The 7,106-nt window shown below is 36.1% G+C and carries 7 protein-coding genes; 5 read left to right on the top strand and 2 right to left on the bottom strand.

What is annotated here, in order from left to right:
- Positions 1-130: 130 nt before the first annotated feature.
- Entirely contained in the window at positions 131-1,201 is a 1,071-nt protein-coding gene (gene wecB, locus CCZ01_RS01890) for a non-hydrolyzing UDP-N-acetylglucosamine 2-epimerase (RefSeq protein ID WP_112051536.1), read from the top strand.
- Complete coding sequence (locus CCZ01_RS01885; protein ID WP_112051535.1) at positions 1,201-2,154, top strand: Gfo/Idh/MocA family oxidoreductase; 954 nt, start codon at positions 1,201-1,203, stop codon at positions 2,152-2,154. Before wecB ends, CCZ01_RS01885 begins: the two co-directional genes overlap by 1 nt.
- Here CCZ01_RS01885 and CCZ01_RS01880 read toward each other — a convergent pair.
- Positions 2,151-3,167, bottom strand: a complete 1,017-nt coding sequence (locus CCZ01_RS01880; protein ID WP_112051534.1) for an agmatine deiminase family protein — start codon at positions 3,165-3,167, stop codon at positions 2,151-2,153. The genes CCZ01_RS01885 and CCZ01_RS01880 overlap by 4 nt on opposite strands.
- 110 nt (positions 3,168-3,277) lie before the next feature.
- On the opposite strand from CCZ01_RS01880, the gene CCZ01_RS01875 reads away from it, so the two are divergent.
- Entirely contained in the window at positions 3,278-3,934 is a 657-nt protein-coding gene (locus CCZ01_RS01875; protein ID WP_112051533.1) for a hydrogenase-4 component G, read from the top strand.
- A gap of 15 nt (positions 3,935-3,949) precedes the next feature.
- Complete coding sequence (gene tsaD / locus CCZ01_RS01870; protein ID WP_112051532.1) at positions 3,950-4,948, top strand: tRNA (adenosine(37)-N6)-threonylcarbamoyltransferase complex transferase subunit TsaD; 999 nt, start codon at positions 3,950-3,952, stop codon at positions 4,946-4,948.
- 214 nt (positions 4,949-5,162) lie between these two features.
- Here the strand turns inward: tsaD and CCZ01_RS01865 are convergent, their stop codons facing one another.
- The gene (locus tag CCZ01_RS01865) at positions 5,163-6,086 is read right to left on the bottom strand and encodes a D-2-hydroxyacid dehydrogenase (protein ID WP_112051531.1); all 924 of its coding nucleotides are present in this window, start codon (positions 6,084-6,086) and stop codon (positions 5,163-5,165) included.
- Between the two features lie 142 nt (positions 6,087-6,228).
- On the opposite strand from CCZ01_RS01865, the gene argB reads away from it, so the two are divergent.
- On the top strand, positions 6,229-7,089 hold the full coding sequence (argB, locus tag CCZ01_RS01860; RefSeq protein ID WP_112051530.1) for an acetylglutamate kinase: 861 nt from the start codon (positions 6,229-6,231) through the stop codon (positions 7,087-7,089).
- Positions 7,090-7,106: the final 17 nt, after the last annotated feature.

Here is a 7,106-nt window from a genome sequence, read left to right as displayed (position 1 = left end):
AAACTCACAAAAGATGACATTAAACACTATAAAGAAAATGCTAATAAAACAGCACAAATTTTAAATGCAGAGCAAGAGGGAGAAAAGTTGCTTGAGATGATAGAAAATATTGAAAATATCGGAGCTTAAAGTGTTAAAAATTGTTACAATTATTGGGGCTAGACCGCAATTTATTAAAGCAGGAACGGTGAGTCGTGAATTCCAAAAATATCCTAATATGTGTGAAATTATTGTCCATACAGGGCAACATTATGATGTTTGTATGAGTGACATATTTTTTGAAGAATTGCATATTCCAAAGCCAAACCATTTTTTGCAAATTGGAGGATTAGGATATGGTGCTATGTTAGGGCGTATGATTGAATCGATTGAAAAAGTATTGCTTGCAGAATCTCCGCAATGTGTTTTGGTTTATGGCGATACAGATTCTACTTTAGCGGGGGCTTTAGCGGCTTCAAAGTTACATATTCCGATTATTCATATTGAGGCAGGTTTGAGGAGCTTTAATATGAAAATGCCAGAGGAGATTAATCGTATTTTGACAGATAGGGTTTCAACCCTCCTTTTTTGCCCAACACAAAAGGCGATTGAGAATTTGTATAATGAGGGCTTCAATAATTTTGATGCCAAGATTTTTAAAAGCGGAGATGTAATGCAAGATGGGGCTTTGTATTATCGTCAATTTGCGAGACAGCCTAACATTAAATTGCAAGATTCTTTTGTACTTTGTACACTTCATCGTGCTGAAAATACGGATTCTCAAGAAAGATTGAGTACAATTTTTTTAGCACTAGAGGAAATTGCTAAAAATAAGCAGGTTGTGCTTCCTTTGCATCCGCGTACAAAAAAGAGATTAGAGCAATATGCTATTACCCCTCAATATATTACTTTCGTAGAACCTTTAGGATATTTAGAGATGATTTGGCTTTTAGAAAAATGTGAATATGTAATGAGCGATAGCGGAGGTTTACAAAAAGAGGCGTATTTTTTTGAAAAACCATGCCTTGTTTTGCGTGATGAAACAGAATGGGAAGAGCTTGTTTCGTTGGGCTATAATCTTTTGGTTGGGGCAAATCGACAAAAAATCCTAAAGGCTATCACAAGAATAGACGATTTAAGAGGTAATGACTTTACTTGTAATCTTTATGGGCAAGGGCGAGCGGCTACAGAGATTGTGGGGCATATTTTGGAGGTATTTTGATGAAGTATTTTGGATTGATTGGGGCATCAGGTTATATTGCACCCCGCCATTTAAGAGCAATTAAGGAAACAGGCAATCAACTTGTATGTGCATTGGACCCTTATGATGGGGTGGGGATTATGGATAGCTATTTTCCACAGGCAAATTTTTTTATTGAATTTGAACGTTTTGACCGTCATGTAGATAAATTGAGGCGTAAAGGTGAAGGATTAGATTATGTGTCGATTTGTTCTCCAAATTATCTCCATGATAGCCATATTCGTTTTGCGTTGAGAAGTGGGGCGAATGCAATTTGTGAAAAACCATTAGTGTTGAATACTTGGAATATTGACGCATTGGAGGCAATTCAACAAGAAAGTGGTAAAAAGGTTTATAATATTTTGCAATTACGACTTCATCAAAGCATCATTCAGCTAAAAAAACAGATTCAAGATGAATTAGCGAAGAATCCAGATAAAATTTTTGATGTAGACTTAACTTATATTACTTCACGCGGAAAATGGTATTTTATTTCTTGGAAAGGTGATGTAGCAAAGAGTGGTGGAGTTGCGACAAATATTGGTGTACATTTCTTTGATATGCTTACTTGGATATTTGGTGAAGTAAAAGAAAGTGAAGTGCATATTTTGAATGCTGATGTAGCAAGTGGATTCTTAGAGCTGAAATTTGCTAGAGTGCGTTGGTTTTTATCAGTGAATGCGGAACATTTACCAGAATGTGCGGTGGCGGAAAATAAACGCACTTTTAGATTGATTAGTGTTGATGGTAGGGAAGTGGAATTCAGTGAAGGCTTCACAGATTTGCATACTGAAAGCTATAGGGATATTTTAAATGGTGGGGGGTTTGGCTTAAGTGAGGCAAGAAATAGTATCCAGCTTGTTCATTCTATACGCAATGCAAAGCCTTTAGGCAATTTTGGCGAGTGTCACCCTTTTTGTAAAAAGGTAAATTAGATTCTTTGTTTTAGGCTACCTTTTGGAAATTGCATACTCATACAATGCAAACTGCCATGTTGGCGGACAAAAACGGAGCAGTCCACACTTTTAACTTGATAGAAATCTGTAGCATCTTGCAGTATTCTCAATGCTTGAGCGTCTGTATCGAGTCCATAGGTAGGCATAAGAATTGTTTGATTTAGGATTAAGAAATTTAAATAACTTGCAGGTAGCCTTTCTCCATCGTAAAACAAAGGGCTAGGGAGTGGTAAGCCGATAAGTTTAAAACGTCCATTACTCCATTCTTCTAACTCTTGCTTCATTGCTTGTAGTTCTACATAATGTTCGTCATCAGAATTCTCACTAATGCAGTATATGATTGTATCATCTTTAATAAATCTTACCAAATTATCAATGTGTGAATCTGTGTCATCACCGCTTAAAAAACCATGCTTTAGCCAGCAAATTTCTGTTGCTCCTAATTCTTTTTGGAGTTGAATTTCTATTTCTGTTTGTGTGAATGCGTGGTTGCGGTTAGGTTCAAGTAGGCATTTTTGGGTTGTAATTAAAATCCCTTGCGAGTTACATTCAATGCTTCCACCTTCTAAAACTAAATTTTTTTGGATTAAAGGAATATTGAAAATTTGTGCCTTCACTAGCTCTTTACTAATTTTGTTATCAAAATTGGCTGCAAATTTTAATCCCCAACCATTGAAGTTAAAATCAAGTAGCGCCATTCCTTTTTGAGTTCTTACGCAAAGGGGTGCAAAGTCTCTTGCCCAAGTGTCATTGCTTGGTAAATGTATAGGGATAATGCGGGGATTTTGTGCAAGGTCGCATAAGGATTGTAAACCTTCATCAGGCGGTAATACAATAATTACAGAACATTCTTGAATGATGTGTTTGATTAATTCACGCATTGCTTGTTGTGCTTCTTGTAAGTAATTTACCCAATCACTTTTTTTGTGTGGCATTACCAGAAGTACACCATCAACACCGATTTTTTCGCATTCTGCAATTAACTTTTGCATATTTTTCTCCAGAAATTAAAGTTTTTTAATAAGTTGTCGATATAATATTTGGTTGTATAACAAATTGTTCGTTATTATACGACACAAATTCTACAGGGAGGCTTACAGATATGGATATCAATACAGCAAGTTCAATGGCTTCAAATGTCATTAATCGTTCAAGTGTTTCATCAAAAGAAAATAATGTTGCTAATAGCAACAATCTTTTAAAAGGTGTCAATTTAAGGACTGAAGAAGGCAAAAAAGAGGTAATGAAGAATGCATCTAATGTTGACGCTAAGGCACTAATGGCAGAATACGCGTTGCAGTTCCAAACAGGAATGATGGAGAATGCAAGGGATAGTTTCGGCATTCAAGGTGGGCTATCAAAAGCAGGAACAGATGAACTTAGAAAATTTTTAAATAGCATTGATACAAAAACAATTGGGTATAATGGGAAACCTTTAGGCTCTCTTACTTCACAAGAGGCGGCAGATTTAATTAGCGAAGATGGTTTTTTTGGTGTGAAGAAGACTTCAGACAGGCTTGCCGATTTTGTCATTATGGGTGCAGGTAATGATATTGATAAACTTCTTGCAGGACGTAAAGGCATTTTACAGGGGTATGATAGTGCAGAGCGTCTATGGGGCGATAAATTACCCGATATTAGTAAAGAAACTTTAGACAAGGCCCTAGAAAAGATTGATAAAAAGATTGAAGAGCTAAAAGGTAGTTCTTCTAGTAGCTCAGGTGGGGCAGTAGCTCTACCTCTTGATATGAAGGCGTAAGAATTTGGAGGTTTAATGTTATTGAGTATTGAAAGTAGTTGCGATGATAGCTCTATTGCGATTACAGATATAGCATCTAAAAACCTTGTTTTTCATCAAAAAATCTCGCAAGATAGTGAGCATACTCCTTATGGGGGAGTTGTTCCAGAGATTGCGAGTCGTCTTCACGCTACTCAATTACCCTTAATCTTAGAAAAAACAAAGCCATTTTTAAAGCAGGTCAAAGCAGTTGCAGTAACTTATACACCCGGACTTAGTGTTACTTTACTTGAGGGTGTAACGATGGCAAAAGCATTGTGTCTTATGTTAAATATTCCTTTGATTGGGGTTCACCATTTAAAAGGTCATATTTATTCTTTATTTATTGAGAAAGAGGCTATTTTTCCCTTAGATGTTTTGCTTGTTTCTGGCGGACATACACTGTTGTTGAAAGCTAAAAATTTTGCAGAGATGGATATTTGTGCAAAATCTTTAGATGATAGCTTTGGTGAAAGTTTTGATAAAGTCGCAAAAATGTTAAATCTTACCTATCCTGGTGGCCCTATTGTAGAATCTTATGCACAAAAAGGCAATCCTATGCGTTTTGCATTCACTATTCCACTTTCTCATTATAAGGATGTTGCATTTAGTTTTTCTGGTTTAAAAAATAGTGTGAGGTTGGCAATAGAAGAATTAAAACAACAGAAAAATGAATTGAGTTTGCAGGATAAATATGATATTTGTGCCTCTTTTCAAAAAACGGCTATTGCACATTTGGTGCAACAATGCGGAAAGTTTTTGCAATATTCTAAGAATTTAAATTTTGCGGTTGTTGGTGGGGCAAGTGCAAATTTATGCCTTCGGGAAGCCTTGCAAGAATTATTAGGACAAAATAGACATCTTTATTTTGCACCTTTGGAGTTTTGTTCTGATAATGCAGCAATGATTGGACGCGTCGGTGTTGAAGCTTATTTGAATGGGGTATTTTCAGATTTAGATTTACAGGTCATTCCTCGTACTTCAGAGATTTTATAGTAGTGATTAGTGTTTTTTGCTCAATAGATTTGGTGGTATCAATATTTGATAATACTTTAGCTTTTTGAAAGCAGGATTCTTATGTTTACGAAAAGTTAGGCGGGGTAAGTTATATGCTTTGCCATTTCAATAGCAACCCCCTAATTATGTAATTTGCTTAAGAAGTGTAATTCCCCTTAAGCAAAAATTCTAACCCTTAAGTAACTTTACTAGATTAGAGAATTGAGCGGATATTTTGTGCAATGCCCTCAATCAAATGTTTTCTGCTATTCACATAGCCCCAAGCGATATGAGGTGTTAGCAGTAATCTTTCTTGCGGAATATCTTTAGAAAGCAAACAATGATTTTTCTGCATAGGTTCAACTTCGAACACATCAAGCCCTGCATAAATTTCGCGTTTCTTTAATTCTTGTGCAAGAGCGTTTTCATCAATAATCCCACCGCGTCCAAGATTTAAAATAATAGCTTTATTTTTAAGTAAACTTAATTCCTTTTCGCCAATCAAGCCCTTTGTTTGTTCATTTAATGGTGCGTGGATAGAAATAATATCTGACTCTTTAAGCAAAGACTCCAAGCTTTGCGAAGGATAGCCCTGTGCATTTTTGCCGCTTGTAGAATAATAACTTACACTTGCCCCCAAAGCCATAGCGATTTTTGCTACTCCTTTACCAATGCTACCTAAACCAATAATGCCCCATTTTTTATTGTCAATATCAACGGCATCATACTTTAGGTTTACAAATATAGGGCTTTTTGTGTATTCAGCGCTCTTGACATATTGGTCATAGTAGCTGATTTTGGAAAGTAATCCTAGTGCGAGTGTGATTGTGTGTTGCACAACACTTTTAGTTGAATAGCCAGCGACATTTTTGACGGCAATTCCGCATTCTTTGGCCACCTGTAGATCAACATTATTCATACCTGTCGCAGCAATGCAAACTAGCTTAAGCTTAGGTAGTTGTTTTAATATTTCTTTATTAAGGACAACTTTGTTAGTGATGATAATATCCGCATCTTTGCTTCGTTGCAAGCATTCTTGTGGGGTTGTAAAAGGATAGCAGATGAGTTCTCCTAGTTGCTTGATGGGCGTTAAATCACACTCTCCCAAAGTCATTGTATCTAAAAAAACAATATTCATTGACTTTCTCCTATCATAAAATTTGAATGTTTTATGGTATCATATTACAAAGCATTTTTTTCTAATGATACATTGTGAAAACTCTAATTCCAATAAAAATGGGTAGAAGAGTTACAACTAAATTTAAGTGTAAGGAATGAAAATGAGTAAATACTCCAGAATTGTTTCTATTCTTTTGGATTCTTTACCCCACATTAAACTTTTTAATGGTGCGACAATGGTGATTAAATATGGCGGTGCTGCTCAAATTAATCCACAATTAAAAGAACAATTTGCGATTGATATTGTTATGCTTTATATGCTTGGTATTAAACCTGTTATTGTGCATGGTGGTGGAAATAAAATCAGTGAAATGCTACAAACATTACAAATTCCTACAGAATTTGTTGACGGTCATCGTGTTACTTCTTTAGAGGCGATGAAGGTGGTTGAAATGGTTTTAAGTGGCGAAATTAATAAGGAATTGAGTGCATTTTTAAATTTTCATGGGTTAAAGGCAGTTGGAATTAGTGGCAAAGATTCTAGGTTGCTTTGTGCAACCCCTAAAGATGGCGGAAAATTGGGGTATGTGGGTGATGTTAAGGAAGTGAATATTGAAGTTGTGCAAAAGCTTTTAGAGGGTGGATTCGTTCCTGTAATTGCACCTGTTGCAAGTGCTGATGAAGCCCATCATCCGGGCTTTAATATTAATGCAGATACGGCTGCTTGTGCGATTGCGTGTGCTTTGAAAGCAAAAAAAGTGATTTTCTTGACAGACACGCAAGGGGTATTGAATGCGGATAGAACATTACTTAAAAGCCTAAGCATACAAGAAGTTGAATCTTACAAGCAAAAAAATGTGATTGTGGGTGGTATGATTCCCAAAGTTGATGCATGTGTAAAAGCTGTGAATGCAGGTGTGGAAAAGGCACATATCATTGATGGACGTGTGGAACATTCCTTATTGCTAGAACTATTTACAAGTGGAGGCGTAGGGACCGAGATTTTAAGGGATAGCCAATGACTAAGAAGACATCAATA

Origin of the sequence: Helicobacter monodelphidis, assembly GCF_003288845.1 — a bacterium.
Lineage (GTDB): Bacteria > Campylobacterota > Campylobacteria > Campylobacterales > Helicobacteraceae > NHYN01.
Note: the sequence above shows the minus strand (reverse complement) of the source record. Positions and strands in the feature narration are given on the sequence as shown.

What these genes read in the sequence shown, in the direction of transcription:
- argB (WP_112051530.1), top strand. Translation starts at nt 6,229, where the DNA reads ATGAGTAAATACTCCAGAATTGTTTCTATTCTTTTGGATTCTTTACCC.
- CCZ01_RS01865 (WP_112051531.1), bottom strand. Translation starts at nt 6,086, where the DNA reads ATGAATATTGTTTTTTTAGATACAATGACTTTGGGAGAGTGTGATTTA.
- CCZ01_RS01885 (WP_112051535.1), top strand. Translation starts at nt 1,201, where the DNA reads ATGAAGTATTTTGGATTGATTGGGGCATCAGGTTATATTGCACCCCGC.
- CCZ01_RS01875 (WP_112051533.1), top strand. Translation starts at nt 3,278, where the DNA reads ATGGATATCAATACAGCAAGTTCAATGGCTTCAAATGTCATTAATCGT.
- CCZ01_RS01880 (WP_112051534.1), bottom strand. Translation starts at nt 3,167, where the DNA reads ATGCAAAAGTTAATTGCAGAATGCGAAAAAATCGGTGTTGATGGTGTA.
- tsaD (WP_112051532.1), top strand. Translation starts at nt 3,950, where the DNA reads ATGTTATTGAGTATTGAAAGTAGTTGCGATGATAGCTCTATTGCGATT.